The following is a 24,193-nucleotide window of genomic DNA, read 5'->3' as shown; positions in this document are numbered from 1 at the left end:
ATGCGGGGAATGACAATCCAGGCTCCGTCTGCTAGCGCCTTTCCACGAGGAGACCTCATATGGACAGCAGAAGACCATTCGAGATTGCCGAATGCCAACAGGCCGCCAAGGGCCTGAAATCCAGCTGGCAGGACATGGCAGGCTCCGAAGCGCTGATCCGCGCGCTCGTTGCCGAACGCAATGGCGACACGCCGCTGGCGCTGTTCTGGACCGAGGTCCACCGGGCGCTTTGCGTGGAAAACAACGCTTTCTGACATGGCCTGCCCTGGCGGGCGTTTCAGGCTTTTCCCGATATTACAGGATCGGCCGGGCACCGGAATTGGTGCCGCGGCGAGATAAAATCCGTGTCCCGCGAGTGACCACGTTTCATTCTTATCCGTTTCCGATTTTGCGAAGAAAGTGTCGAGCGGCAATGTCGCAGGCGGGTAAGCGGAAAGCCCGTATTCCATGGATTTGTGTCAATATGCTTGATGAAGCGTTTCCAGTGTCCGGGGAAGCGGTTGCACTGTGCCATTGCGGACCCTCCCGCGCGACAGACGCGCTACACCCTCGTTCCGCTCAGGCAAGCCGCGGCATCTCTCCGCCCTCATCCTGAGGTGTCCCGCAGGGGCCTCGAAGGACGAGGCCGGCCACCGCTATCTCCTCCGGTAATGGGAGCTGCGGCTATCACCCGCCCCCGCCCTTCGAGGCTCCGGCCTCTGGCCTGCGCACCTCAGGATGAGGGCTGGTCGTGGTGCCGTGTGGCTAGTGGGTGATCGGAGTGCTTTTGGCTTGGTCGACGGATCTCAGCTTCGCTCCGCCCTCCGGTGAGGCTGGCCGCGCCCTCTCTCCGCCCTCATCCTGAGGCGCCCCGCAGGGGCCTCGAAGGACGAGGTCGGCCACCGGCCACGCGCGCTCACTTGGCCTCGACTGGCCCGCGTTTGGACAATTCCGGCAAGGCCTCGTAATCCATGGCAATCAACGCCTCCTTCTTACGGCGGGACCAGCCCTTGATCTGCCGCTCGCGGGCGATGGCGTCGATGATGCGGTCATAGGTTTCGGTGAAGACGAGTTCGACCGGGAGGCGCTTGGCAGTGTAGCCGTCATAGGTCCCGGCATTGTGCTCCCAGACACGCGCCTCGATCTCCTGCTTGGTGAGGCCGGTGTAATACGAGCCGTCGCTGCAGCGGAGGATATAAACGGTGACTTCCATGGTGGAAGGCTAGCATGGGGAGCGAGTGGGCAGCAATCGTGCGGCGCCGTGAGTGCCCCGCCACCCGCCCTCGTGGTTCGAGACGGCCCTGCGGGCCTCCTCACCATGAGGGCTAGTTGTTGCGCCCTGCTGCCAGACTATCGGAGGCACGGCGGCCTCCGGTGAGGCAAGCCGCACATCTCTCCGCCCTCCTCCTGAGGTACCCCGACCGGGGCCTCGAAGGACGAGGCCGGCCACTGGCGATTAATGTGGCGATGTGGATGAGGCTGCGGGCCTCCTCACCATGAGGGCTAGCTGTTGTGCCTGCTGTTAGACTATCGGCGGCAAGCGCCGCGTTCTCCGATGAGGCAAGCGCGCCTCTCTCCGACCTCATCCTGAGGTGCCCCGCAGAGGCTCGAAGGACGAGGCCGGCCACAGGGGGCTTCTTGGCAAGGGATGCGCTCCGCAGAAAAGATCAGCCGACCTTTGTCGATGGATTGGCCCAGTCCTGGCATGGCATTTCCGGCCGCTGCGGCTTCGGGCGAAACTTCACCAGCACCTCGCGGCCATCAACGGAGGCCTGGGTGCGTTCCAACGCATTGCGTTCGGCAACCGCCTGGCGCCAGTGATCGTCATCACGCCCTTGCGGGCGGCCCTGTTCTTCCCAGATCGCGTAAGCTCTTTTGCTGATCCATTCGTGGCGTCTGTTGCTCATCTATTCATTCCATTCGTTAAAGGTGTTTATTCCGCAATTCTGTCATGAGTAATTGGTCTGTCGTGGCGAACCGGCAGGCGGCGCTTGGCGGCCATCAGCAGGTCGAGTTCGATCGAGGAGGGGCCAAAGCGGGTGAACAGGCTTTCGGCCTGATCGCTCAGCAGGCCATATTTGGAAGCGAATTCATCAAGGCTGTAGGGCCGGCCGCGCAGGATCCTGCTTCGGCGCTCCGGTTCACGGATTTGCGTCATTGGTGATTACCCCAGACTGTTTTTCAAATGTGAGAACAAAACAGATTACAGCGACAAAAGTTCCGTGAATTTTCAGCGTTTTTTCGCGCGGTCGTGCCATTGCGGGGCAATCTGGAGCTGCGACATAGATTTTCAAGAACGGTCGACGCGGGGAAAATTTCAACTAAAAAATGCAAGAATATCAGCGCGTTATGGAATTCGCTTCCGGGATCGCCGATAAATGGGCTTTACCCCGGCGCGTTAGTCTATAGAATCAATCGTGTTAATCGGTTCGCAGGGGCAGCAAAAACGTTCCGTTCCCCGCGTTGGCGCGACCGATACCGGAGGACTTTGGCTTCAACCCATCAAGAGGAGACAGACATGATGAATGCCCTGCCGCCACTTCATGACGGCCATGCGCCGTTTACCCTCCAGCAGCTGTTTCGCGAAGCGCTCTATGCCTTCGAGGAATGGGACAGCGAACTGACCGAACCGATCGTGACTTACGAAGGACGGGTCATCCCCATCGGCTTCGTTTTCGAAGCGATGCGCGAATGCACAGATATCGTGCCGATGAATATCGTCGGCGCAGTTACCGAACGGCTGACCAAGCCGTGGGAGGGCGAAGGCCCGCTCGACCAGATGACTTTCTCGACGGCGGCGCGTGTCATGCGCGTGCTGGTGCGCAAGCGCCTTCTTGCCAATGGCACGGTTGATCTCGTCGCCGTTTCGGCTCGCACCGCCGAAGAACAGAACCGCGACTGACTGGATGAGGATCGCGGCCATGGCCGCGATCCTTTTCCGCTTCCTGGCGGAACCTCGCCCATTGCCAGCCGTTTTACCGGCAGGCCCGCCGCCAGTGCGGGTGAGGAATGAGCATCATGCTGAAATCCATCGTTCATGAAATCATCGGCGCTCCGCGGCGCGCGCCGGAGCTTCCGCAATCGCTCGAGCAGTTTCGCGACAGAAAGCGCGTGCTGATCATCTTCGCCGATGCGCAGGACGACCGCGCCGTCATCCAGGACGATTGGCTGCGGAACGCGCATATGCGTCTCATCGAGGAAGATGTCGAGGTTTTCATCATTGCCGGCGGCGGTGCTTTCTCGCTGTTCGACGACGGCTCCGAACTCGATGCCGACGATGTCAGAGAGCGGCTGCAGGGGCCGCCATCCGGCGCGTTCGGGCTGATCCTGGTCGGCCGCGACGGCGCCGTGAAGCTGCGCTCGAGCGAGCCGCGGACCGCCGAGGATATCTTCGCGGCCTTCGAAATGCTGCCGAAGCAGACGCCTTGGTAGTGTTTCGACACTCCGCTTGACGCGACACGGAGTGTGGCGAAAGCCGCGCGTCCGACGTCTTGCCTGGGTATCGCTCGACGGTCACTCTTAAAGTTCGAAGGCTTCCTTGAGGCCGAGGCTCTTGCGTTCGCGCAGGTCGAGATCGCCCTCGATATGGGCGATGTGATGCAGCATCAGCTCGCAGGCGCGGTCCAGTTCGTTGCTTTCGATTGCCGAGATGATCTCGCCGTGTTCGGAATGGCCGCAGCTCGAGGCGGTCGACTGGCCGTAAAGCGCGATCACCAGGGACGAGCGGGCAACGAGCTCCTCCATGAAGCGCTGCATGATCGCATTGCCGGATATGACCGCCAGCATCAAGTGGAAATCGCCGGATGCCTTGATCTCGGCGCGGCGCGCCGTCTGGCCACGCTCGCCCATCAGCCGGCCCTCTTCCAGCAACAGCTCTCTCAGATCTCTGAGGTCATCCGGGGTGATCCGCGCCGCTGCCTCACGCAACAGGCCGGGCTCGACCAGGCGGCGGGCTGAGAAAATCTGGCGGGCTTCTTCAGGCGAGGGATAGGCAACGAAGGCGCCGCGGTTCTTTTCGACGTTGACGAGGCCCTCATAGGAGAGCGCCTGCAAAGCGGCGCGGGCGAGCGTACGGCTGACATTGAAAAGATTGCCGACATCGCTTTCGGAAAGCTTGGTGCCGGGCGAAAGCCTGCGTTCGACGATTGCCTCGCGAATGGCGTCGCGGATCTGTTGCGCGCCGGTTTCGGCGGGTTCTTCGGCCTGCTGAGCCGTGGCGGCGGATTTCATGAAATCATTCCCTGATGGCGGGCAAACCATATCCGGCTTCGCGGCAAAAGTTAAATGATTTTGTGCCCGAAATGCCGGTTAAATTGTATACGATTTTTTGCAAAAATTGAGCACGATAGCCTAAATCATGTGCAGACACTGTCGTGCTCAAAATTCTCCTCATGGATCTGTCGTCGGCAAAATCTTTGTTTCACAAGAGCTTGGCGCGGCGTGAGGGAATCTGGCACGGCGGATGCATCGTCTTTTCCGAACAGGGGAAGCATGATGTCGAAAGCGGCAGAGATCGATTTAGTATCCGTTTCGAAGGTCTACGGCGCGACGACGGCGGTCGATGAGATCAGCCTGAAGATTCCGGCCGGCTCCTATTGCTGCTTCCTCGGCCCGTCGGGTTGCGGCAAGACCTCGACGCTGCGGATGATCGCCGGCCACGAGAGCATCTCGTCGGGCGATATCCGGCTCGGCCATACAGTCGTCACCGATTTTCCGCCGGCCAGGCGCGGCACGGCGATGATGTTCCAGTCCTACGCGCTGTTCCCGCATCTCGACCTGATCGACAACGTCGCCTTCAGCTTGAAGATGAAGGGCGTCGACAAGGCGGAACGGCGGGCCAAGGCGCTCGAGATGCTGAAGCTGATGCAGATGGAGTCCTATGCCGTTAGGCGCCCGGCCCAGCTTTCCGGCGGCCAGCAACAGCGCGTGGCGCTGGCGCGCGCGCTGATCACTGACCCGGAAGCGCTGCTGCTCGACGAGCCGCTGTCGGCGCTCGATCCGTTTTTGAAGATCCGCATGCGCGCCGAGCTCAAGAAACTGCAGAAGTCGCTCGGCATTACCTTCGTGCACGTCACCCACAGCCAGGAAGAGGCGATGGCGCTCGCCGATGTCATCGTCATCATGAATGACGGAAGGATCGAGCAGGCCGCGGCACCGCGCGAAATTTTCGAAAAGCCGGCGACCGCCTTCGTCGCCCGGTTCATGGGCGATCACAACGTGCTCACCGGCCGGGTAACGTCGAGCGAGAACGGCGTACTCGTCATGAGCGTGCCGGAGGGGCAGAGCTTTTCGGTGCGTGGAACGGGCAGGGAGATCGGAGAGCCCGTCGATATCGGCATCCGCACCGACCGTGTCCGCTTGCAGGTGGCGACCGAATGGACGCTCGGCTTCGACGGGATCGTCTCCAACATCGAATATCGCGGCTCTTCGGTGAAGATCACCGTTATCGGCGCCGGCAGCGACGATTTCACCGTCATTGCCGACGATAGCGACTATTTCGCCCGTCCGGTCGCCGTCGGCGACGCCGTCTCACTCAGCTGGGCGCTCGAGGATGCCGTGCTGCTCGGCCGCGCTTCCGCTTGAACCACCATCGACAACCAACCTTGCCCATCCAACAAAAAGGGGAACTGGCATGACGACTGAAACCACATCGACCAAGGCGGAAAAGGGTCTTTCCCGCCGCACCCTGCTGAAGACGGGTGCTGCCGCCGTCGGCGCCATTGCCGGCTCCGGCGCCATCACCGGCTTCCCGACAATCTGGGCGAAGACGAACATCACGCTTCGCCAGTTCGGCACCGGTGTTTCGAACATCAATGCCATCGCCGAGAAGTGCAAGGCCGACCTCGGCATCACGCTGGAGATGACGGCGACCGATTCCGATGCCGCCGCCCAGCGCGCCGTCACCCAGCCTGACAGCTACGACATCGCCGACATCGAATACTGGATCGCCAAGAAGGTGTTTCCAACAGGCGTGATGCAGCCGATGGACGTAAAGAAGCTGAAATATTACGACAAGATCGTGCCGCTGTTCATCAACGGCAAGCTGAAGGCAGACAGCGTCATCGCCCAGGGCACGGCGCCGCACACGGTCGGCTTCGTCGAAGCGCAGGGTTCCAAGAAATTCGCCAAGGAGCCGACGCAGTGGATGACGATGGTTCCAACCATCTACAATGCCGACACGCTCGGCATCCGCCCCGACCTCACCGGCCGTCCGATCACCAGCTGGGCCGATATTCTCGACCCGGCTTTCAAGGGCAAGACCGCGATCCTCAACATTCCGTCGATCGGCATCATGGATGCGGCGATGATCATGGAAGCCTCCGGCAAGATCAAATATGCCGACAAGGGCAACATGACCAAGGAAGAGATCGACAAGACGATCGAATTCCTGATCAAGACCAAGGCCGACGGCCAGTTCCGCGCCTTCTGGAAGTCGTTCGACGAGTCGGTCAACCTGATGGCCTCGGGCGAAGTCGTCATCCAGTCGATGTGGTCGCCGGCCGTCGCCGCCGTCCGCTCCAAGGGCATCGCCTGCACCTTCCAGCCGCTCAAGGAAGGCTATCGCGCCTGGGGCGGCGGTCTCGGCCTTGCCTCGCATCTCAAGGGCGCCCAGCTCGATGCGGCTTACGAATACATCAACTGGTACACGTCCGGCTGGGTCGGCGGCTACCTCAACCGCCAGGGCTACTATTCCGCTGCCATGGACACCGCCAAGGAATTCATGTCGGCCGACGAATGGGGCTACTGGATCGAGGGCAAGCCGGCCCAGGGCGACATCCTGTCTCCCGAGGGCAAGGTCATGGAAAAGGCCGGCGCCGTGCGTGACGGCGGCTCGTTCGAAACCCGCATGGGCGCCGTCGCCTGCTGGAACTCCGTGATGGACGAAGACCGCTACATGGTCCGCCGCTGGAACGAGTTCATCGCTGCCTGATGTTTCGGGCGGGGCAGCGTCGTCTTTCGCTGATGCTGAAGACGTCGCTCCGCTCCGCCTCCTCATCTGCCCTTCGGGCATCTTCTCCCCGCCGGGGAGAAGAGGGAGTTCGCAGCGATGCTGCGAAACCAAAGCAAGGTTCGCGGTGGCCCAGGCGCTGCCGCGTTTCTCTTCTCCCCTAGGGGGTCCGAAGGGACGGGTCGAGACCAGTGGCTCGACCCGGGTAAAGGTGCCGGCAGGCGGATGAGGGGGCGGCATGCACCTTCGTTCAACCTGCCGTAATCAGAACGGAGAACCGGATAATGGCGACCATCGCAGCAGAAGCGGAAGAGGGCAGTCACGGCGCCCGCGGCAAAAGCTCCTTTCGCCTTTCCCCGTCAGCGATCTCCTATCTCCAGGCGATGCCGCTGATCGGCATTCTCGGCTTCTTCTTCCTGCTGCCGATCGCTATGATATCCGTCGTCAGCTTCTGGGATTACGACTTCGCCGGCCTCTATCCCGATTTCCTGACGATGAACTACACCGACACGCTCGGTTCGTGGGTGACGTGGAAGACCTATCTCAACACGTTGAAATTCACGGCGATCGTCTGGGCGCTGACGCTTCTTATCGGTTTCTGGGTCGCCTATTTCCTGGCCTTCCACATCCGCAAGACCTCGACCCAGATGATCCTCTTTCTCGTCTGTACCGTCCCGTTCATGACCTCGAACATCATCCGGATGATTTCGTGGATCCCGGTGCTCGGGCGCAACGGTCTTGTCAATTCGGCGCTGATCAAGATGGGCATCATCCCGCAGCCGATCGAATGGCTGCTCTATTCCGATTTCGCCGTCGTGCTCGCCATGGTGCATCTCTATACGCTGTTCATGGTGACGCCGATCTTCAACACGCTGATGCGCATCGATCGGTCGCTGTTCGAGGCGGCGCGCGATGCGGGCGCGTCGGGCTGGCAGGTGCTGTGGAACGTCGTCATTCCGCTGGCCAAACCCGGCATGGCGATCGGCACGATCTTCGTTGTCACCCTCGTCATGGCCGACTTTTCGACGGTGCAGGTGATGTCCGGCGGCCAGAGCGCCTCGGTGGCGTTGATGATGAAGAACCAGATGTCGCTGCTGCAATATCCGGCGGCGGCCGCCAATGCCGTGGTGCTGCTTGCCGTGGTGCTTTTGATGGTCGCGGCCATCCTGCGTGTCGTCGACATCCGCAAGGAGCTTTGAGATGAACCACGAAAAACGCGGCCTCGGATTCTATTTGCTGGCGATCTTCTTCGTCATCTTCGTGCTGTTCCTCTACGGCCCGCTTTCGGCGATCCTGATCCTCTCCTTCCAGGGGCCGGACGGCGGTCTGACCTTCCCGATGAACGGCGTTTCCATCCACTGGTTCTTCAACCTGTTCGAGAAGCAGGCGGTCGGCGATTTCGGCGCCTCCTTCCGGCGCTCCTTCACTCTCGGGCTGATGGTGATGGTGGTGACCGTCACCGTGTCGCTGCTCGCCGGCCTTGCCTTCCGCCGCCGTTTTCCAGGTTCGACCGCGCTGTTTTACGCCACCGTCGCAAGTCTCGTGGTGCCTTCGATCATCATTTCGCTCGGTATCGGCGTCGTCTTCCAGGAGGGAGGGCTGGGGCCCGCCTGGTATTCATCGGCCTTCGGCGCGCATCTCACCTGGACGCTGCCCTTCGGCGTGCTGATCATGTTTGCCGTCTTCAACCGCTTCTCGCCGGCCTATGAAGAGGCGGCGCGCGACCTTGGCGCCAGTTCGTGGCAGACGTTCCGTCATGTGGTGCTGCCGATGATCGCGCCGAGCCTGATCGGCGTCGGTCTGTTCGGCTTCACGCTCTCCTATGACGAATTCGCCCGCACGCTGATGACCTCGGGCAGTTACAACACGCTGCCGCTCGAAATCTATGGCATGACCACCAATGTCACGACGCCGGTGCTCTATGCGCTTGGCACGGTGACGACACTGTTTTCCTTCACCATCATTCTCATCGCGCTCGGCATCATGACCATGCTCGGCCGGCGGCAGGCAAAGATAGACTGACATGCGCATCCTCATCGTCAATCCGAACACCACGGCCTCTATGACCGAGAAGGCCGCGACCGCGGCACGCGCGGTGGCTGCTTCCGAAACCGAGATTATCGCCGCCACCTCGCGCATGGGCCCCGTCTCCATCGAGGGCCATTACGACGGCGCGCTGGCGATCCCCGGTCTGCTTAGCGAACTCAAGGACCGGCAGGCGGCCGGCTACGACGCGGCTGTCATCGCCTGCTTCGACGATACCGGGCTGGAGGCGGCACGGAGCTTTGCCGATGTGCCGATCCTCGGGCTTTGCGAATCCGCAGTCGTGACGGCCGGCTTCCTGGCGCAGCGCTTCACCGTGGTGACGACACTCGAGCGGTCGCGGGTGCTGATCGACAATCTGGTGCGCCGTTACGGGATGGGCGACCGCGCCAGGGTGCGCGCCTGCGATATCCCGGTGCTGGAGCTTGAAGATGCGGCCTCGGGCGCGGTCGGCAAGCTCCGGGCGGAGATCGAGCGGGCACTTGCCGAAGACGGCGCCGAGGCGATCGTGCTCGGCTGCGCCGGCATGACCGATCTGGCGCGCGAGTTGCAGGCGATCTACGGCGTGCCGGTCGTCGATGGTGTGGCGGCCGCCGTCAAGCAGGCCGAGGCCCTGGTGTCGCTTAAGCTTTCCACCAGCAAGCGCGGCTCCTATGCCTCACCATTGCCGAAATCCTTCACAGGGGCGATGAGCGGGTTCTCGCCGGCCCAGAGGGTCGGCTGATCCCATGGCGGTGTCCTTCGACTTCCAGCAGCTCTCTGAGCGCGAGCGTTACAAGCTGATGATCGGTACGATCATCCCGCGGCCGATCGCGCTGGTGACGACGGTCGACGAGCACGGCCGGGTCAACGCGGCGCCTTTCAGTTTCTTCAACTGCCTTTCGGCTGATCCGCCGATCCTTGCGATCGGTGTCGAAAACAATGCCGACATGTCGTTCAAGGACACCGGCCACAATATCCGCATGACCGAGGTCTTCACGGTCAACATCGTCTCCTTCGCCATCGCCGAGGCCATGCACGTCTGCGGCGCCAAATATCCCCGCGGCGTCGACGAACTGAAGGAAGCGGGATTGACGGCGATATCAGGCGAGAAAGTAGCCTCACCCTTTATCGCCGAGGCGCCGGCCGCCTTCGAATGCCGGCGGCATGTGACGCTGGAGCTCGGCCGCTCGCGGCAGATCGTCATGGGCGAGATCGTCTATGCGCATTACCGCGACGGGGTCGTCGATCCGGAACGGCTGCATGTCGATCCGGCCGCGCTCGATGCCATTGCGAGGCTCGGCGGCGATACTTGCGCCACCATCCGCGATCGTTTCGAGATGCTGACGCCGAAGCTCTGACACGAGGTAGGCCCAAGTTTTTGCTTTACATTTTCGCTGTTGGCGAGAATTGTCTGCAGCGGATTATCGCGGCAGAGGAGCGCTTGCCCATGACAATCGAGGACGATCTCAGCCGGATTGCGGAGCAGGAGAAGGCCCTGAGCTTCGACGCCTTCGACCTGACGACGGCATGGCAGCTCGGCAAACTCCTGCAGGAACTCGCCACCGAGCGCGGCCTCGGCATCGCGATCGACGTGACCCTGCACGCAATGCCGGTCTTCTATGCGGCATTGCCGGGTGTGACGCCCGATAACGTCAACTGGGTCCGGCGCAAGCGCAACATGGTGCTGCGCTATTTCCGCAGCAGTTATGCCTCCGGCCTGAAGCTGAGGAAGGATGGCAAGACGGTTGAGGATAACGGGCTTCCCGACGCCGATTATGCGCCGCATGGCGGCAGTTTCCCGATCAACGTCAAGGGCACCGGCTGCATCGGCGCGGTCACCGTCTCCGGCCTGCCGCAACGCGACGACCACAATCTCGCGGTCGAGGCCCTGGCGCTGATGCTCGCGAAAGATCTGGATACGCTGCGGCTCGCTCCGCTCTGAAGGGTAGACTGCCGTAATTTCGACAGAAAAAAGCCATGAAAACTGCAAAATTTCGTCGCCGCTGCGGTGACGTTGCCTTGTCCTGCGGTTAAGGTGCGGCATCGCCCTCCTTAACCTTCCCGGGATGCCATGATCCGCTTGTTCTTCGCGCTTGCCGCCGCCATCGGTCTCGGCCTTCTCCTGGCCTCCTGCAACACGCTTTCCAAGGAGGAATGTTTGGCCGCCGACTGGCGGGTGATCGGCGACAGCGACGGTGCTGCGGGCTACGAGCCGCAGCAGCGCTTCGCCGCGCATGCAAAATCCTGCGAGCGGGTCAAGATCGTGCCGGATCAGACGATCTGGTTCCAGGGCTACCAGGCGGGCCTGGTGCGCTACTGCACGCCGCTCAGCGGGCTGGCGCGCGGCCAGGCGGGCAGCGGCTACGCCAATGTCTGCCCGCCGGAAACCGCGTCGGGCTTCCTGCGTGGCTTCAACCTCGGCGGCAAGCAGCACGGGCTGCAGGAGCGCTTCAACGCGATGCAGAACGACTACAGCTCCAAGGAGGCTAATATCGACGAACTCTCCGACAAGCTTAAGGATGCGAAGGACGGCGACAGGTCGGAGCTGCGCCGGCGGATCGACGATCTGGAAGACGACATGCACGACATCCGCCGCGACCAGCGCGACGTGCAGGACGAACTCGACCGCGTCAACGAGGATGTCGAATGGTTCCAGCGCAACCCAAACGCCGAATTGAGGGCGCCGGGTTACTGAAGCTCAGAGCTTGCCGCCAGCCTCGGCGATGCCTTTCGTCAGGCTGCCGGTTGCCGGGAAAAGTGGGATGAGGCAGGCCTGCAGGGCGTGGTAGATATCGCCCTTGCCGGGGAAGAGCGAGTGCGAGGGAATGAGGTCTTCCGTCAGCTCCTCGTGCCAGCCGCCGTTGTGGTGGTCGATGAAGGCGCGCTCGATGACGTTCCAGATCTTGCGGTAGCTGTCTTCGTGGAAATCGCTCGGAAGGTGTTCGTTGAGGAAGTGGGCGGCGGCGGCACCCTCGCAGGCCGGCCACCAGAGCTTGTTGCGCTTGGCGGGCTTGTCGTCCCAGTCGAGTGTATAGAAAAAGCCGCCCTTGTCATTGTCCCAGCCGAGCGCCATGGATTGCGCGAAAAGCGCCTTGGCCGCATCCGGCAGCCATTCGATGCGTTTGCCGCCGAGCGTCCAGAGCTGCAGGATCAGGCGGGCCCATTCCAGCCAGTGACCGGGCGTCGTGCCGGCCGGGCGGAACATTTCGTTCGGATGATAGTATTGCTTGTTGAGGTTCCATTCGGCGTCGAAATGCTCGGCGACGCGCCAGTCGACCGAACCGGCCTGCCGGCGGATGACCAGATCGGCGATGCTTTCGGCCTTGGTCAGGTACTCTTTGTCGCCGGTGGCTTCGAAGGCGGCCATCAGCGCTTCGGTCAGGTGCATGTTGGAGTTCTGGCCGCGATAGGTGCCGCCATCGAGCGGCTGCCAGTCGGCGGTGAATTCCTCGGCGATGGCGCCGTGCTTTGCTTCCCAGAACTTGGTGTTGAGGATCTCGGTGATGTCGTCAAGCATGCCGTCGGCAAGCGGATGGCCGATGGTCTTGGCGGAGGAGGCGGCCAGCAGCACGAAAGCGTGGCCATAACCCTGCTTGTTGGTGTCGACTGGACCGTCATTGTTCAGTGACCAGAAATAGCCGCCATTCTTCCGGTCGCGATGCTGGTTCCAGAGATAGTTCATGCCGTGATCGACGAGGTCGCTGGCACCCGGGCGGCCGAGCAGCGTGCCGATCGAGAAACAATGCACGGCGCGCGCCGCGATATGGACGCCGCGAACCTGGCCTTCGGCGTCGAGAGGTCTGCCGGTATCGTCGAGATCGTAGAAGCCGCCCTTGGGGTTGCGCGAATTGTGCTGGAAGAAATCGAAGAGGCCATTTGCCTGGTTCAGCAGCCAGCCGCGATGATAGGCGCGGCTCGTCCAGTTTCCAAGCACGGGTGCCATGACATTTCCTCCGATTTCGTGCGCGATGCTTTTGAAATGCCTATATAGAGGCCATTCGAGTCTGTCATGGGGCCAGGCTTGCAAAGCACGAAATCGATAGGCATATATTGACATAAAGATATCTTTATGTGATGTGGACTGTCTGGTCTTACGACGTCAAGGAGCCCTCCCGTGTTTGACAACCTCTTTGGTCCGGAAACGGGCAAACGTGACGGCAATGAAGTTTTTGCAGCTTTGAGACAGGCTGCGAGCGAGCGCATCCTTGTTCTCGACGGCGCCATGGGCACTCAGATCCAGGGGCTCGGCTATGACGAAGACCAGTTCCGCGGAACGCGCTTCATCGGCTGCGCCTGCCACCAGAAGGGCAATAACGACCTTCTGATCCTGACCCAGCCAGATGCGATCGAAGAGATCCATTACCGATACGCCAAGGCCGGCGCCGATATTCTCGAGACCAACACCTTCTCCTCGACCCGCATCGCGCAGGCCGATTACGCGATGGAAGGCGCGGTCTACGACCTCAACAAGGAAGGCGCCGAGATCGTGCGCCGGGCAGCACAGCGCGCCGAGCGCGAGGATGGCCGCCGCCGTTTCGTCGCCGGCGCCATCGGACCGACCAACCGCACCGCCTCGATCTCACCCGACGTCAACAATCCCGGTTTTCGCGCCGTGAGCTTCGACGATCTGCGCATTGCCTATGGCGAGCAGATCGACGGGCTGATCGACGGCGGCGCCGACATCATCCTGATCGAAACGATCTTCGACACGCTGAACGCCAAGGCGGCGATCTTTGCCTGCGAGGAGCGCTTCGAGGTCAAGGGCGTGCGCCTGCCGGTGATGATCTCCGGCACGATCACCGACCTTTCCGGCCGCACCCTGTCCGGCCAGACGCCATCGGCCTTCTGGAACTCGGTGCGCCACGCCAATCCCTTCACGATCGGCCTCAACTGCGCGCTCGGCGCCAACGCGATGCGCCCGCATCTGCAGGAGCTTTCCGGCGTCGCCGACACCTTCATCTGCGCCTATCCGAATGCCGGCCTGCCGAACGAATTCGGCCAGTACGACGAAACGCCGGAGCTGATGGCGGCGCAGATCGACAGCTTCGCCCGCGAAGGCCTGGTCAATATCGTCGGCGGCTGCTGCGGCTCGACGCCTGAACATATCAGGGCAATCGCCGAGACCGTCGCCAAGTACAAGCCACGTGCGATTCCCGAGCATCGCCCCTTCATGTCGCTGTCGGGTCTCGAACCTTTCGAGCTGACCAAGGACATTCCCTTCGTCAATGTCGGCGAGCGCACCAACGTCACCGGCTCGGCCCGCTTCCGCAAGCTGATCACCAATGCCGATTACACCGCAGCGCTCGATGTGGCGCGCGACCAGGTCGAGAACGGCGCGCAGGTGATCGACATCAACATGGACGAGGGGCTGATCGATTCCGAGAAGGCGATGGTCGAGTTCCTCAACCTGATCGCCGCCGAGCCCGATATCGCCCGCGTGCCCGTGATGATCGACTCGTCGAAGTTCTCGATCATCGAATCCGGCTTGAAGCGCGTTCAGGGCAAGCCGATCGTCAATTCGATCTCGCTGAAGGAAGGCGAGGAGAATTTCCTCGCCCAGGCGCGGCTGTTGCACAATTACGGTGCGGCCGTCGTCGTCATGGCCTTCGACGAGACGGGGCAGGCGGACAGCTACGAGCGCAAGGTGGAGATATGCACACGCGCCTATAAGCTTTTGACTGCAAAGATCGGTTTCCCGCCCGAGGACATCATCTTCGACCCGAACATTTTCGCGGTCGCGACCGGCATTGAAGAGCACAATAATTACGGCGTCGACTTCATCGAGGCGACGCGGACGATCCGCGAGCGCATGCCGCTGGTGCATATCTCGGGCGGCGTCTCCAACCTGTCCTTCTCGTTCCGTGGCAATGAGCCGGTGCGCGAGGCGATGCACGCCGTGTTCCTCTACCACGCCATCCAGGCGGGTATGGACATGGGCATCGTCAATGCCGGCCAGCTTGCCGTCTACGACAATATCGATCCGGAACTGCGCGAGGCCTGCGAAGACGTGGTGCTGAACCGCCGTCCCGATGGCACCGAGCGACTGCTCGAAGTGGCCGAGCGCTTCCGTGGCGCCGGCGCCAGGGAGGGCCGGGTCCAGGACCTCTCCTGGCGCGAATGGAGCGTCGAAAAGCGCCTCGAACATGCGCTGGTCAACGGCATCACCGAATATATCGAAGCCGATACCGAGGAGGCGCGCCTGCAGGCTGCCCGGCCGCTGCATGTCATCGAGGGACCGCTGATGGCCGGCATGAACGTCGTCGGCGATCTGTTCGGCTCGGGCAAGATGTTCCTGCCGCAGGTGGTCAAGTCGGCGCGCGTCATGAAGCAGGCGGTCGCCGTGCTGCTGCCCTACATGGAAGAGGAAAAGCGCCTCAACGGCGGCGAGGAACGTCGCTCGGCCGGCAAGATCCTGATGGCGACCGTCAAGGGCGACGTGCACGATATCGGCAAGAACATCGTCGGCGTCGTGCTTGCCTGCAACAATTACGAGATCGTCGACCTCGGTGTCATGGTGCCGGCGACGAAGATTCTCGAAACGGCGATTGCCGAAAAGGTCGACATCATCGGACTTTCAGGCCTGATCACCCCGTCGCTCGACGAGATGGTACACGTCGCGGCCGAAATGGAGCGGCAGGGTTTCGAGATCCCGCTTTTGATCGGCGGGGCGACGACCAGCCGCGTACATACGGCCGTGAAGATCCATCCGGGCTACAACAAGGGGCAGGCGGTCTACGTCACCGATGCGAGCCGCGCCGTCGGCGTCGTCTCGGCGCTGCTGTCGCCGGAGGCACGCCAAGGCTATGTCGACGATATGAGAGCCGAATATGCCAAGGTGGCGGCCGCCCACGCGCGCAGCGAAGCCGAGAAGGTGCGCCTGCCATTGCCGCGGGCCCGCGAGAATGCGCATAAGGTCGATTGGTCCGGCTACCAGCCGACGAAGCCGCAATTCTTCGGCACGCAGGTGTTCGAGGATTACGATCTGGGCGAGCTTGCCAGATATATCGACTGGACGCCGTTCTTCCAGACCTGGGAACTGCGCGGCCGCTACCCCGCCATTCTCGAGGACGAGAAGCAGGGCGAGGCAGCCCGCGCGCTCTGGGCCGATGCGCAGGCGATGCTCAAGAAGATCATCGACGAGAAGTGGTTCCGCCCGCGCGCCGTCATCGGTTTCTGGCCAGCCGGTGCTGTCGGCGACGACATCCGCCTGTTCACGGACGAGAGCCGCAGCCAGGAGCTCGCCACCTTCTACACGCTGCGCCAGCAGCTTTCGAAGCGGGACGGGCGGCCGAACGTGGCGCTCTCCGATTTCGTCGCGCCGGTTTCGAGCGGCGTGCAGGATTATGTCGGCGGCTTCGTGGTGACGGCCGGGATCGAGGAGATCGCCATCGCCGAACGCTTCGCGCGGGCGAATGATGATTATTCCTCGATCCTCGTCAAGGCGCTGGCCGACCGCTTCGCCGAAGCGTTTGCCGAGCGCATGCATGAGCAGGTGCGGCGCGAATACTGGGGTTATGCGAAGGACGAGACGCTTAGCAAAGAGGATCTGATCACCGAAGCCTATGCCGGTATCCGCCCGGCGCCCGGTTATCCCGCCCAGCCGGATCACACCGAAAAGGCAACGCTCTTCACGCTGCTCGATGCGGAGACGGCGGCCGGTGTGAAGTTGACGGAGAGCTATGCGATGTGGCCCGGTTCCTCGGTCTCCGGCCTCTATATCGGCCACCCCGACTCCTATTATTTCGGCGTCGCCAAGGTGGAGCGCGATCAGGTGGAAGACTATGCCAAGCGCAAGGGTATGGCGGCTTCCGAAATCGAGCGCTGGCTCGGACCGGTGCTCAACTACGTGCCGCGCAAGACGGGCGAAGAGATCGAAGACGCGGCGTGAGAAGCTGCCTGCGTTGTAACACTTTGCTTTGGGAAACAATGAAGCCGGACAGTGATTCACTTTCCGGCTTCATGCGTTTGAAAATGAACGTGTAATCAGCGGTGGACGGAATCGCTCCTCCTGGATTTGGCAAGATCAAGAAATTTCGCCTTGATCGTTGCGAAAAGCCCGGGCGGGATGAAGCCGTAGGCGAATATCCCCTCGCTGCCTGGCACGGGCGAAAGCCCGCCATTCGGCCATTCGTCGATGTTATGTTCGGAGACGATGACCCAACTCGGAGCGTCGTCCAGACCGATTGCGTGCTTCACCTTTGGCGGGATTTCTATTCCAACCGTTTCGCCGGACGGCGGCGTGTGCGTGATCGGCAGCAGAATGACGTAGCGGGGATTGGCTAGACTATCGCTTGCCGCGACGAGGCAGGCGGGCCTGTCCTTGCCTTGATCGCGACCCGCCGATGCTTCGCGCGACCACAGGTAATCATAGCGCACGACGAGGGCGGGCTTCGCTTCGGGAATTGACCCCATGATGCGTTATTTCAGTAGTTCATCGAGGGGTGTGTGGGCAGCATCCATCTCCGCTCTTTCGACGGCATCGATGACAACGGACAAGGCATCGGCTGTCCTATGAGTCCGTTGCGCAGCGGCCTTCAGCCAATCATACTGCTCGGCTGACATCAGCACAAATTCACGGCGGCCATGACGCGTGATCTCGACGGGTTCGCGTTGCGCTTGATGCTGAAACTCGCCGAATTTTCGCTGAAATTCCAGAGCCGTGGTCCGAGCCATGAGAAGTCTCCCAACGTTGATCTCCGAATTATACGTATAATTTGGATAAGTTCAAGCCGTCAGGTCACCCCGATCGTCAGCTCGGCGACGAAATCATAGGCGTCGCCGCGATAAAGCGAGCGGGTGAATTCTACGGCGCGGCCGGAGCCGAGATAGGAGATACGTTCGATCGACAGGCCGGCGGCGCCGACGGAGACGCCAAGAAGCTGGGCGTCGGCTTCCTTCATGTTGGTCGCCGAAATGCGCTGCACGGCGCGCACAGGCCGGACCTGCAGGCGTTCGAGCTCGGCGTAGAGCGAATTGGTGACGGCGGACGGATCGGGCAGGAATTCCCCAGAGACGCTGGCATTTTCGATCGCCAGCGGCTGCTCGTCGGCGATTCGCAGGCGAGAGAGGCGCGAAACCTTCACGTCCGTGCCGAGGCCAAGGATCATCATCTCGTCCGGCGAGGGGGTGTGAACGCCCTTGTGCAGCCATTCGGAGCGGGAGGACATGCCGCGCCTCGCCATGTCCTCGGTGAAGGAGGTGAGCTGCGACAGGCGCTGCTCGACCCTGGAGACCGGCTTGGCGACGAAGGTGCCCGAACCGTGGCGGCGCACCAGCAGGCCGTCGGCGACGAGCTCGTCGATCGCCTTGCGCACGGTAACGCGGCTGACGGCGGCGAATTCGGCGATATCGCGTTCCGGCGGCAGCGCATCGCCGTGACCGAGCGTTCCGGTGCGCACGGCTTCTTCGAGCCTGCGGCGCAGCTTGACGTAGAGCGGGCCCGTGCCTGCTGCCTGCAGGCGCTCCAGGGACAGGAGGGTGGCGAGGTCGTCGGTCATGCCGCACCTCTCTGCCTGTCGTTGAGGAGCTTCACCGCAAGTTCCACCGCACCCTGCAGGGCATCGCCCTTCGGCCTGGCAAGCCGTGACCTATAGCGTTCGGAAAGCCACGGTTCATAAGCTTCCGCAAGCCCGCCAAGCAGGCAGATCGACGGGCAATCCGGCCAGAGCAACGCGTCCAGGCTTTCGCCGATTGCCGTTGCCGCATCCGTGACGATGCCGATCGCGACGGCATCGCCCTTGGCCGCATGGTCGAAAACGATGGGCGCGTAACGGGCAAAATCCGTCGGTCTTGCGGAATGTGCGAATTCGACGATGCGTTCGGGATCGTTGCCGTATTCGGCCATGACCGCTTCGGTGAGCGGCGACGCCGGGCGCACGCTGTCATGGGCAAGTAGCGATCGTTCCATGAGATCGCGGCCGAGACGGGCGCCGCTTGCCTGGTCGCCGACAATAAAGCCCCAGCCGCCGATGCCGTTCAGCCGGCCGTTCCCGCGGGCATTATAGACCGTACCTGTGCCAAAGGCGCCGACGATGCCGTCGGCATCGCCGAGTGCCCCCTGCAGGGCAATCAGCGCATCGGTGACAACTAGGCCTTCGGCAAAGGGCAGGGCTTCTTCGATCCGCCTGCCGTAATCGCCGACATTGGCGCCGGCGACGCCGACGACCGATGCAACGGAGGAGATGGTTTCAGCGGCCAGGCCCGCGTCGCGCAGCGCCTGCCGGGCGGATTCGACGATATTGAGAAGAGAGTTTTCCAGATTGGACAGGATGTTGGCAGGGCCTGATTTGCCACGGCCGATGATATTGCCATCTCTGTCCGCGACAGCCGCCCGGCAGCTTGTTCCGCCGCCGTCTATGCCGATTGCAAGCTCTGTCATCGGGCCTCCGAAATACGCCGTTCCCTATGTTTTTTCTACAATACCAAAAAAATACCATTTACCAAGTGGGAATGGTAGAAAAAATATGCCTTTTTATGTTATTGATATTGTTGAATAAAATTTTTTAGTGATTTTAATCCAGCCGAAAAGTTAAATTCGGCTGGACAATTGGTATTTTTTTGGCCTTAATTCGTCAAAAGGGAACAGCACATCGAAGCCCACGAAAACCGGCAGCGAAACCAAGCCGGAACCGCTTCGAGGATGATCGAGAGAACAACCCGTCGGCCGACAGGCTGGTGGCGAAACTCAGACATCCATCGGCTTTCCCATCAATTTGCCGCGCCCGATGCAAGTCGCCGGGAGGCGGCCAGGCCGTAGGCAATCGCCTTCGCGGTCATCGAGCTTTCGGGGCCGGCAGTCGCTGGCGGTCCTCCAAGGGGCATTGGGTGTTTCCTCGGGCACATCAACTGCTTGTTTCAGATCGAAAACAGCGCCTTCCGGCGCTTAAAACACAGGAGAGGGAAATGAAAAACACTGCTCTGAAAAGCTTGCTGCTTGCCTCCAGCCTGCTGAGTTCAGCGGGCCTCGTCCATGCCGCCGACGTCACGCTGACGGTCGAAAGCTGGCGTAACGACGACCTGCAGATCTGGCAGGAGAAGATCATCCCGGCCTTCGAAGCGAAGAACCCGGGCATCAAGATCGTCTTCTCGCCGACCGCGCCGACCGAATACAATGCGTCGCTGAACGCCAAGCTCGATGCCGGCTCCGCAGGCGATATCATCACCTGCCGCCCGTTCGATGCCTCGCTTGAACTCTTCAACAAGAAGCAGCTCGCCGACATCACCAGCCTGCCGGGCATGGAAAACTTCTCGCCGGTCGCCAAGGCCGCCTGGAGCACCGACGACGGCAAGTCGACCTTCTGCGTGCCGATGGCTTCGGTCATCCACGGCTTCATTTACAACAAGGATGCCTTCGACAAGCTCGGCATCTCCGTGCCGAAGACGCAGGACGAGTTCTACGCGGCGCTCGACAAGATCAAGGCCGATGGCACCTACATTCCGCTTGCCATGGGCACGAAGGACCTCTGGGAAGCCGCCACCATGGGCTACCAGAATATCGGCCCGAACTACTGGAAGGGCGAGGACGGCCGCGCCGCCCTGATCTCCGGCAAGGAAAAGTTGACCGACGCCGACTGGGTCAAGCCCTATGAAGAGCTTGCCAAGTGGAAGCCTTATCTCGGCGACGGTTTCGAAGCGCAGACCTACTCCGACAGCCAGAACCTCTTCACGCTCGGCCGTGCGGCGATCTATCCGGCCGGTTCGTGGGAAATCTCGTTGTTCAACAGCCAGGCCCAGTTCAAGATGGGCGCCTTCCCGCCGCCGATTCCGAAGGCCGGCGACACGGGCTACATCTCCGACCACCCCGATATCGGCGTCGCGCTAAACGCGAAGAGCACCCATGCAGAGGAAGCCAAGAAGTTCTTGAGCTGGGTCGCTTCGCCTGAATTCGCCGATATCTATGCGAATTCGCTGCCGGGCTTCTTCAGCCTGAACTCCAACCCGGTGAAGATGTCCGATCCGCTTGCTCAGGAATTCGTTTCCTGGCGCGGCCCGTACAAGTCGACCGTGCGCTCGACCTACCAGATCCTGTCGCGCGGCAAGCCGAACCTCGAAAACGAGACCTGGGTTGAATCGGCCAATGTGATCAACGGCACTGATACGCCGCAGGTCGCTGCCGAGAAGCTCCAGAAGGGCCTCGACAGCTGGTACAAGCCGGCCAAGTGAATGGTGCGGAGGGGCGGCGTTTACCGCCCCTCCCATCCGGCCTGCCGGCCCCTTTCTCCACAGTTCAGGGGAGAAGGAGACTCGCAAGCGACCTTCCAGCCCGACTTGGCATCCAAGCGGGGCGCGTTCCCTCTCGCCCATAGGCGGAGAGGGTGGAGAAGGCGAAACGTTTTCCATCTGTGCTGCCCTTGCAGCCAGTCGACAAGAACAGGCAAAAGCCATGAGCGAAAACCACAACGCGGTCGATATCGTTCCGATCAAGCGCCCGGTGCGCTGGCATATTTTCGTCTTTATGCTGCCGGCGATCATCGTCTATTCCGCCATCATGGTCCTGCCGCTCATCGAAACGCTCCGGCTTTCACTCTACAATACGATCGACGGGCAGCCGGCCTTCGTCGGCCTTGCGAATTTCGAGGTTCTGTTCGGCGATCCGCGCTGGGCGCATGATTTCTGGAACGCGCTGGTCAACAACCTTGTCTTCTTCGTCATCCACATGTGTGTGCAGAACCCGATCGGCGTGGCGCTTGCCGCCCTGCTTTCGGTGCCGAAGCTACGCGGCGTCGCCTTTTACCGCACGGCGATATTCCTTCCGACGCTGCTCTCCTTCGTGATCGTCGGCTTCATCTGGAAGCTGATCCTTTCGCCGATCTGGGGCGTGGCGCCTTGGATGCTCGATCTTATCGGGCTGAAATTCCTGTTCGCGCCCTGGCTCGGAAAGCCCGGTTCGGCGCTGATTGCCGTGTCGCTTATCTCGAATTGGCAATATATCGGCATTCCAATGATGCTGATCTATGCGGCCTTGCTCAGCATCCCCGAAGAGGTGATAGAGGCGGCCGAATGCGACGGCATCACCGGCTGGGCGCAATTCTGGAAGATCAAGCTGCCGCTCATCCTGCCGGCGATCGGCATCATCTCGATCCTGACTTTCGTCGGCAATTTCAACGCTTTCGACCTGATCTACACCGTGCAGGGCGCTCTCGCCGGGCCTGACATGTCGACCGACATTCTCGGCACGCTGCTTTACCGCACCTTCTTCGGTTTCCAGCTTCAGCTCGGCGACCGCTCGATGGGCGCGACGATCGCCACGGTCATGTTCCTCATCATCCTCGCCGGCGTCTCGCTTTATCTTTTCGTTATCCAGCGGCGCATGCGTCGCTACCAATTCTGAGGAGCGGGCATGTCCAAGGCACGCACATCTCCCATTCGCACCGGCCTCATGCATCTGGCGCTTGGCGCCTATACGCTGGTCGCGCTGTTTCCTGTTTTCCTGACCATCGTCAACTCGTTCAAGGATCGCGCCTCGATCTTCCGCGAGCCGCTGATGGTGCCGACGCCGTCAACCTTCAGCCTCGTCGGCTATCAGACGGTGCTCGGCCAGGGCGATTTCGCCAATTATTTCCAGAACAGTTTCATCGTGACGATAGTCTCGATCCTGCTGGTGCTGCTCTTCGGTGCGATGGCGGCTTTCGCGCTCTCGGAATATCGCTTCCGCGGCAATATGCTGCTCGGTCTCTACATGGCGATCGGCATCATGATCCCGATCCGTCTCGGCACGGTGGCGATCCTGCAGGGCATGGTGGCGGCGGGTCTCGTCAATACGCTGACGGCGCTGATCCTCGTCTATACCGCGCAGGGCATTCCGCTGGCGATCTTCATTCTGTCGGAATTCATGCGCACGGTTTCGGACGATCTGAAGAATGCCGGGCGCATCGACGGGCTTTCCGAATATGCGATCTTCTTCCGGCTGGTGCTGCCACTGGTTCGCCCTGCGATGGCGACGGTCGCGGTCTTCACGATGATCCCCATCTGGAATGATCTCTGGTTCCCGCTGATTCTAGCGCCCTCCGAGGCCACTAAAACGGTCACGCTTGGCTCGCAGATCTTCATCGGCCAGTTCGTCACCAACTGGAATGCGGTGCTGGCCGCACTATCGCTGGCGATCCTGCCGATCCTCGTCCTTTACGTCATCTTCTCGCGGCAGCTGATCCGCGGCATCACGTCAGGAGCCGTCAAGTGAGCCAATCCGATAAACCGATCCGGGTCCTCGTTGCCGGCCTCGGCAATATGGGCCGCAGTCATGCGCTCGCCTATCACAACAATCCAGGCTTTGAGATCGTCGGTATGGTCAACCGCTCGACGCCGAAGTTGGAACCCGAGCTGCAGGCCTATACGATCCATCCCGATTTTACGACGGCGCTCGCCGAGCTGAAGCCGGACCTCTGCTCGATCAACACCTATTCCGACAGCCATGCCGATTATGCCGTCGCCGCCTTCGAGGCTGGCTGCGACGTCTTCGTCGAGAAGCCGCTGGCGACCACCGTCACCGATGCCGAGCGCGTCGTGGCGGCCGCCAGGAAGGCAGGCCGTAAGCTGGTGATCGGTTATATCCTTCGCCATCACCCTTCCTGGACGAGGCTGATCGAAGAAGCGCGCAAGCTCGGCCCGCCTTATGTCTTCCGCATGAACCTCAACCAGCAGTCCAGCGGCCCGACCTGGGCGACCCACAAGTCGCTGATGCGCACGACCTCGCCGATCGTTGATTGCGGCGTGCATTATGTCGACGTGATGTGCCAGATCACTGATGCCATGGCCGTCGAAGTGCGCGGTATGGGGCTGCGGCTATCCGAGGAAATCGCCGCCGATATGTATAATTACGGTCAGCTGCAGGTGCTGTTCGAGGACGGTTCGGTCGGCTGGTACGAGGCAGGCTGGGGCCCGATGATCTCGGAGACCGCCTTCTTCGTGAAGGATGTGATGTCGCCGAAGGGCGCAGTGTCGATCGTCATGGATCCGAACGCCAAGTCCGACGATATCGACACCCATACTAAGACCTCGGTGATCCGTCTGCATACCGCCGAAACCGGCCCGGACGGCAAATTCATCCGGCCCGACCAGGACATGAGGATGACGGGCGAGCCCGGTCATCAGGCGCTCTGCGACCTGGAACAGGCCTTCGTACTGAGGGCGATCCGTGAGGATCTGAACCTCGATCGCCATATGGCGGATGCGGTGGCGTCGCTGCGCATCTGCCTTGCCGCCGACGAGAGCGTGCGTACCGGCCAGCCGGTCAGATTGTAA

Annotated in this window: 25 protein-coding genes; 16 read left to right on the top strand and 9 right to left on the bottom strand. The window is 61.5% G+C overall.

Annotated features, from left to right (window positions below; all coding sequences use genetic code 11):
* Window positions 1-59: 59 nt before the first annotated feature.
* The gene (locus HJB84_RS09795) at window positions 60-254 is read left to right on the top strand and encodes a hypothetical protein (protein ID WP_207581195.1); all 195 of its coding nucleotides are present in this window, start codon (window positions 60-62) and stop codon (window positions 252-254) included.
* 641 nt (window positions 255-895) lie between these two features.
* Here the strand turns inward: HJB84_RS09795 and HJB84_RS09790 are convergent.
* From HJB84_RS09790 to HJB84_RS09780, 3 genes are all read right to left on the bottom strand, one after another.
* On the bottom strand, window positions 896-1,192 hold the full coding sequence (locus tag HJB84_RS09790) for a GIY-YIG nuclease family protein (protein ID WP_207581194.1): 297 nt from the start codon (window positions 1,190-1,192) through the stop codon (window positions 896-898).
* A 454-nt stretch (window positions 1,193-1,646) separates the two neighbouring features.
* A complete protein-coding gene (locus tag HJB84_RS09785; RefSeq protein ID WP_207581193.1) occupies window positions 1,647-1,886 on the bottom strand; it encodes a DUF2934 domain-containing protein in 240 nt (79 codons plus the stop codon).
* 26 nt (window positions 1,887-1,912) lie between these two features.
* On the bottom strand, window positions 1,913-2,137 hold the full coding sequence (locus tag HJB84_RS09780; RefSeq protein ID WP_207581192.1) for a hypothetical protein: 225 nt from the start codon (window positions 2,135-2,137) through the stop codon (window positions 1,913-1,915).
* Window positions 2,138-2,497: 360 nt separating this feature from the next.
* Between HJB84_RS09780 and HJB84_RS09775 the strand changes: the two genes are divergently transcribed.
* Window positions 2,498-2,881, top strand: coding sequence for a hypothetical protein (locus HJB84_RS09775; protein WP_207581191.1), 384 nt, complete (start codon window positions 2,498-2,500; stop codon window positions 2,879-2,881).
* Between the two features lie 116 nt (window positions 2,882-2,997).
* Window positions 2,998-3,411, top strand: coding sequence for a DUF4174 domain-containing protein (locus HJB84_RS09770; protein WP_207581190.1), 414 nt, complete (start codon window positions 2,998-3,000; stop codon window positions 3,409-3,411).
* 87 nt (window positions 3,412-3,498) lie between these two features.
* Here HJB84_RS09770 and HJB84_RS09765 read toward each other — a convergent pair whose 3' ends face one another.
* A complete protein-coding gene (locus tag HJB84_RS09765; RefSeq protein ID WP_207581189.1) occupies window positions 3,499-4,209 on the bottom strand; it encodes a GntR family transcriptional regulator in 711 nt (236 codons plus the stop codon).
* A 264-nt stretch (window positions 4,210-4,473) separates the two neighbouring features.
* Here HJB84_RS09765 and HJB84_RS09760 point away from each other — a divergent pair, with 264 nt between their 5' ends.
* The 8 genes from HJB84_RS09760 (at window position 4,474) to HJB84_RS09725 (ending at window position 11,648) form a co-directional block, all read left to right on the top strand.
* Complete coding sequence (locus HJB84_RS09760) at window positions 4,474-5,562, top strand: ABC transporter ATP-binding protein (RefSeq protein WP_207581188.1); 1,089 nt, start codon at window positions 4,474-4,476, stop codon at window positions 5,560-5,562.
* A gap of 49 nt (window positions 5,563-5,611) precedes the next feature.
* Entirely contained in the window at window positions 5,612-6,910 is a 1,299-nt protein-coding gene (locus HJB84_RS09755; protein ID WP_207581187.1) for a PotD/PotF family extracellular solute-binding protein, read from the top strand.
* Window positions 6,911-7,212: 302 nt separating this feature from the next.
* The gene (locus HJB84_RS09750) at window positions 7,213-8,127 is read left to right on the top strand and encodes an ABC transporter permease (protein WP_221115825.1); all 915 of its coding nucleotides are present in this window, start codon (window positions 7,213-7,215) and stop codon (window positions 8,125-8,127) included.
* Window position 8,128: 1 nt separating this feature from the next.
* A complete protein-coding gene (locus HJB84_RS09745) occupies window positions 8,129-8,950 on the top strand; it encodes an ABC transporter permease (RefSeq protein WP_207581185.1) in 822 nt (273 codons plus the stop codon).
* A 1-nt stretch (window position 8,951) separates the two neighbouring features.
* Complete coding sequence (locus HJB84_RS09740; RefSeq protein WP_207581184.1) at window positions 8,952-9,695, top strand: aspartate/glutamate racemase family protein; 744 nt, start codon at window positions 8,952-8,954, stop codon at window positions 9,693-9,695.
* A 4-nt stretch (window positions 9,696-9,699) separates the two neighbouring features.
* On the top strand, window positions 9,700-10,311 hold the full coding sequence (locus tag HJB84_RS09735; RefSeq protein WP_207581183.1) for a flavin reductase family protein: 612 nt from the start codon (window positions 9,700-9,702) through the stop codon (window positions 10,309-10,311).
* Between the two features lie 89 nt (window positions 10,312-10,400).
* Window positions 10,401-10,895, top strand: a complete 495-nt coding sequence (locus HJB84_RS09730) for a heme-degrading domain-containing protein (RefSeq protein WP_164011818.1) — start codon at window positions 10,401-10,403, stop codon at window positions 10,893-10,895.
* A 129-nt stretch (window positions 10,896-11,024) separates the two neighbouring features.
* The gene (locus tag HJB84_RS09725; protein WP_221115824.1) at window positions 11,025-11,648 is read left to right on the top strand and encodes a DUF2799 domain-containing protein; all 624 of its coding nucleotides are present in this window, start codon (window positions 11,025-11,027) and stop codon (window positions 11,646-11,648) included.
* Window positions 11,649-11,651: 3 nt separating this feature from the next.
* On the opposite strand, the gene HJB84_RS09720 is transcribed toward HJB84_RS09725, so the two are convergent.
* Window positions 11,652-12,896, bottom strand: coding sequence for an AGE family epimerase/isomerase (locus tag HJB84_RS09720; protein WP_221115823.1), 1,245 nt, complete (start codon window positions 12,894-12,896; stop codon window positions 11,652-11,654).
* Window positions 12,897-13,067: 171 nt separating this feature from the next.
* Between HJB84_RS09720 and metH the strand changes: the two genes are divergently transcribed.
* Window positions 13,068-16,841 (top strand): methionine synthase, encoded by a 3,774-nt coding sequence (gene metH / locus HJB84_RS09715; RefSeq protein WP_221115822.1) that lies wholly within the window; start codon window positions 13,068-13,070, stop codon window positions 16,839-16,841.
* Window positions 16,842-16,936: 95 nt separating this feature from the next.
* Here metH and HJB84_RS09710 read toward each other — a convergent pair whose 3' ends face one another.
* From HJB84_RS09710 to HJB84_RS09695, 4 genes are read right to left on the bottom strand one after another with little or no spacing between them, the layout of a single operon-like run.
* Complete coding sequence (locus tag HJB84_RS09710; RefSeq protein ID WP_221115821.1) at window positions 16,937-17,365, bottom strand: hypothetical protein; 429 nt, start codon at window positions 17,363-17,365, stop codon at window positions 16,937-16,939.
* A gap of 6 nt (window positions 17,366-17,371) precedes the next feature.
* Window positions 17,372-17,626, bottom strand: coding sequence for a type II toxin-antitoxin system prevent-host-death family antitoxin (locus tag HJB84_RS09705; protein ID WP_207581178.1), 255 nt, complete (start codon window positions 17,624-17,626; stop codon window positions 17,372-17,374).
* Between the two features lie 59 nt (window positions 17,627-17,685).
* Entirely contained in the window at window positions 17,686-18,450 is a 765-nt protein-coding gene (locus tag HJB84_RS09700; protein WP_207581177.1) for a GntR family transcriptional regulator, read from the bottom strand.
* A complete protein-coding gene (locus tag HJB84_RS09695) occupies window positions 18,447-19,331 on the bottom strand; it encodes an N-acetylglucosamine kinase (protein ID WP_221115820.1) in 885 nt (294 codons plus the stop codon). The genes HJB84_RS09700 and HJB84_RS09695 overlap by 4 nt, the downstream gene beginning before the upstream one ends.
* Before the next feature lie 524 nt (window positions 19,332-19,855).
* Here HJB84_RS09695 and HJB84_RS09690 point away from each other — a divergent pair.
* The 4 genes from HJB84_RS09690 to HJB84_RS09675 all read left to right on the top strand — a co-directional run bounded on the left by HJB84_RS09690 (window position 19,856) and on the right by HJB84_RS09675 (window position 24,193).
* Window positions 19,856-21,115 carry an ABC transporter substrate-binding protein gene (locus HJB84_RS09690; protein ID WP_221115819.1) on the top strand — a complete coding sequence of 420 codons (1,260 nt, stop codon included), beginning with the start codon at window positions 19,856-19,858 and terminating at the stop codon, window positions 21,113-21,115.
* Window positions 21,116-21,335: 220 nt separating this feature from the next.
* Window positions 21,336-22,283, top strand: a complete 948-nt coding sequence (locus HJB84_RS09685) for a carbohydrate ABC transporter permease (protein ID WP_207581174.1) — start codon at window positions 21,336-21,338, stop codon at window positions 22,281-22,283.
* Window positions 22,284-22,292: 9 nt separating this feature from the next.
* Window positions 22,293-23,132 (top strand): carbohydrate ABC transporter permease, encoded by an 840-nt coding sequence (locus HJB84_RS09680; protein ID WP_207581173.1) that lies wholly within the window; start codon window positions 22,293-22,295, stop codon window positions 23,130-23,132.
* On the top strand, window positions 23,129-24,193 hold the full coding sequence (locus tag HJB84_RS09675) for a Gfo/Idh/MocA family protein (RefSeq protein WP_221115818.1): 1,065 nt from the start codon (window positions 23,129-23,131) through the stop codon (window positions 24,191-24,193). Before HJB84_RS09680 ends, HJB84_RS09675 begins: the two co-directional genes overlap by 4 nt.

This window comes from Rhizobium sp. NZLR1b (assembly GCF_019685155.1).
Taxonomy (GTDB): Bacteria; Pseudomonadota; Alphaproteobacteria; order Rhizobiales; family Rhizobiaceae; genus Rhizobium.
Note: the sequence above shows the minus strand (reverse complement) of the source record. Positions and strands in the feature narration are given on the sequence as shown.

Coding starts and splice junctions, on each gene's coding strand:
- HJB84_RS09795 (WP_207581195.1), top strand. CDS start 60: ATGGACAGCAGAAGACCATTCGAGATTGCCGAATGCCAACAGGCCGCC.
- HJB84_RS09680 (WP_207581173.1), top strand. CDS start 22,293: ATGTCCAAGGCACGCACATCTCCCATTCGCACCGGCCTCATGCATCTG.
- HJB84_RS09725 (WP_221115824.1), top strand. CDS start 11,025: ATGATCCGCTTGTTCTTCGCGCTTGCCGCCGCCATCGGTCTCGGCCTT.
- HJB84_RS09770 (WP_207581190.1), top strand. CDS start 2,998: ATGCTGAAATCCATCGTTCATGAAATCATCGGCGCTCCGCGGCGCGCG.
- HJB84_RS09730 (WP_164011818.1), top strand. CDS start 10,401: ATGACAATCGAGGACGATCTCAGCCGGATTGCGGAGCAGGAGAAGGCC.
- HJB84_RS09700 (WP_207581177.1), bottom strand. CDS start 18,450: ATGACCGACGACCTCGCCACCCTCCTGTCCCTGGAGCGCCTGCAGGCA.
- HJB84_RS09685 (WP_207581174.1), top strand. CDS start 21,336: ATGAGCGAAAACCACAACGCGGTCGATATCGTTCCGATCAAGCGCCCG.
- HJB84_RS09690 (WP_221115819.1), top strand. CDS start 19,856: ATGAAAAACACTGCTCTGAAAAGCTTGCTGCTTGCCTCCAGCCTGCTG.
- HJB84_RS09695 (WP_221115820.1), bottom strand. CDS start 19,331: ATGACAGAGCTTGCAATCGGCATAGACGGCGGCGGAACAAGCTGCCGG.
- HJB84_RS09785 (WP_207581193.1), bottom strand. CDS start 1,886: ATGAGCAACAGACGCCACGAATGGATCAGCAAAAGAGCTTACGCGATC.
- HJB84_RS09790 (WP_207581194.1), bottom strand. CDS start 1,192: ATGGAAGTCACCGTTTATATCCTCCGCTGCAGCGACGGCTCGTATTAC.
- HJB84_RS09720 (WP_221115823.1), bottom strand. CDS start 12,896: ATGGCACCCGTGCTTGGAAACTGGACGAGCCGCGCCTATCATCGCGGC.
- HJB84_RS09755 (WP_207581187.1), top strand. CDS start 5,612: ATGACGACTGAAACCACATCGACCAAGGCGGAAAAGGGTCTTTCCCGC.
- HJB84_RS09710 (WP_221115821.1), bottom strand. CDS start 17,365: ATGGGGTCAATTCCCGAAGCGAAGCCCGCCCTCGTCGTGCGCTATGAT.
- HJB84_RS09740 (WP_207581184.1), top strand. CDS start 8,952: ATGCGCATCCTCATCGTCAATCCGAACACCACGGCCTCTATGACCGAG.
- HJB84_RS09735 (WP_207581183.1), top strand. CDS start 9,700: ATGGCGGTGTCCTTCGACTTCCAGCAGCTCTCTGAGCGCGAGCGTTAC.
- HJB84_RS09705 (WP_207581178.1), bottom strand. CDS start 17,626: ATGGCTCGGACCACGGCTCTGGAATTTCAGCGAAAATTCGGCGAGTTT.
- HJB84_RS09780 (WP_207581192.1), bottom strand. CDS start 2,137: ATGACGCAAATCCGTGAACCGGAGCGCCGAAGCAGGATCCTGCGCGGC.
- HJB84_RS09765 (WP_207581189.1), bottom strand. CDS start 4,209: ATGAAATCCGCCGCCACGGCTCAGCAGGCCGAAGAACCCGCCGAAACC.
- HJB84_RS09775 (WP_207581191.1), top strand. CDS start 2,498: ATGATGAATGCCCTGCCGCCACTTCATGACGGCCATGCGCCGTTTACC.
- HJB84_RS09760 (WP_207581188.1), top strand. CDS start 4,474: ATGTCGAAAGCGGCAGAGATCGATTTAGTATCCGTTTCGAAGGTCTAC.
- HJB84_RS09750 (WP_221115825.1), top strand. CDS start 7,213: ATGGCGACCATCGCAGCAGAAGCGGAAGAGGGCAGTCACGGCGCCCGC.
- HJB84_RS09745 (WP_207581185.1), top strand. CDS start 8,129: ATGAACCACGAAAAACGCGGCCTCGGATTCTATTTGCTGGCGATCTTC.